This is a genomic window from Pontibacter sp. HJ8, from assembly GCF_054824225.1.
In genome coordinates this window covers 1-1,848 of sequence record NZ_JSYF01000651.1, presented here as the reverse complement: position 1 = coordinate 1,848, position 1,848 = coordinate 1, and the positions used below count along the sequence as shown (strand labels likewise).

Genomic DNA, 1,848 nt, shown 5'->3' with positions numbered 1-1,848 from the left:
TACGGGCCAAGAAGAGGCTATATATGACTGCCACACCACGTTTATTCAGCGATGATTCAAAGGCAAAGGCAGCACAGGCTGATGCAGAACTTTGCTCAATGGATGATGAAAGTAAGTACGGTGAAGAGTTTTTCAGAATTGGTTTCGGGGAGGCTGTGGACAGAGATTTGCTATCTGATTACAAAGTGTTAATACTCACTGTAAGTGAGAAAGATATGCCGCCTGCTGTGCAAAAGATGGTGGCTGATAACACTAATGAAATCAATACAGACGATGCTTCTAAGCTCATAGGATGCATTAATGCTCTCTCTAAACAAGTATTGGGAGATGCAGGCATTATCAAAAGCAGTGACCCAGAACCTATGCGTAGGGCAGTGGCTTTTTGCCAGAATATTAAAGCGTCTAAGAAGATCACGAGTACTTTTAACAGTACAGCAGATGTATATTATGATAGTTTGTCTATAGATGTCCGTGAGAACATAGTGTCTGTATCCTCAGACCATATAGATGGAGCAATGTCTGCTCCTACACGTGACGAAAAGCTAGCTTGGCTGAAGGCGGAAATTGATGATTCTCGTGAGTGCAGAGTACTCACAAATGTACGCTGTCTAAGCGAAGGCGTTGATGTCCCGTCACTTGATGCAGTTTTATTTCTATCAGCTAGAAACTCTCAGGTAGATGTGGTACAGTCTGTGGGACGTGTTATGCGTAAGGCCGAAGGTAAAAAGTATGGGTATATAATCATTCCAGTAGTTGTGCCTTCAGATATCGAGGCAGACAAAGCTCTTGATGATAATGAACGTTACAAAGTTGTGTGGTCTGTACTTAATGCCTTACGTGCACATGATGACAGATTCAATGCTACTATTAATAAGATTGAGCTAAATAAGCGTAAACCTACACAAATAATTGTTGGAGGAATTGACAAGGGTGGTTCAATAGGTGATTCTCACACAGAAGAAGACATTGCTAAAAGAAACACCGAAATCAATAAGCAACTATCCCTGCAGTTTGAGCAACTTCAAAGTGTTGTTTTTGCTCGTATGGTGCAAAAGGTAGGAGATCGTAGGTATTGGGAGCAATGGGCAAAAGACGTCGCGCAAATTGCGGAACGACATACTGAACGTATTAACCGTTTAATAAAAGAGGATGGAGAACACACCAAAGCTTTTTCCAATTTTCTTAGCGGCTTACAAAAGAATATCAACCCATCCATTACACAGGAAGAAGCGGTAGAGATGCTATCCCAGCATATTATTACTAAACCCGTATTTGAAGCACTGTTCGAAGAGTATTCTTTTGTGAAAAGTAACCCCATTTCTGTTTCTATGCAGAAGATGCTAGATATGATGGAGGAGCAATCTTTAGAAAAGGATGCGGAAACTTTACAAAAGTTTTATGAATCGGTAAGGTCTAGAGCCGCTGGGATTGATAATGCTGCGGGTAAACAACGGATAATTATTGAACTATATGATAAGTTCTTTAAAAGCGCGTTCCCTAAAATGGTGGAGAAGTTGGGAATTGTATATACACCAGTGGAAGTAGTTGATTTCATTATCCATTCAGTTGATGATATACTAAAAAAAGAGTTTAATCGCAGTATTAGTGATGAAAACGTACATATACTTGACCCTTTTACTGGGACAGGCACTTTTGTAACTCGTTTGTTGCAAAGTGGACTACTTAAAAAGGAAGATTTAGAACGTAAATACCAATACGAGATACATGCTAATGAAATTGTGCTGCTAGCTTATTATATAGCAGCAGTCAATATTGAAAACGCCTATCATGATGCTGTTGGAAAAACTGAATATCAAGCATTCGATGGAATTTGCCTGACTGATACTT

1 protein-coding gene is annotated in these 1,848 nt (G+C 39.7%); it reads left to right on the top strand.

All coding sequences use genetic code 11. The features are described from left to right. Positions 1-23: 23 nt before the first annotated feature. Positions 24-1,848 (top strand): helicase-related protein (locus OB13_RS20605; RefSeq protein WP_461492066.1); only part of this gene is annotated, 1,825 nt, incomplete at its 3' end.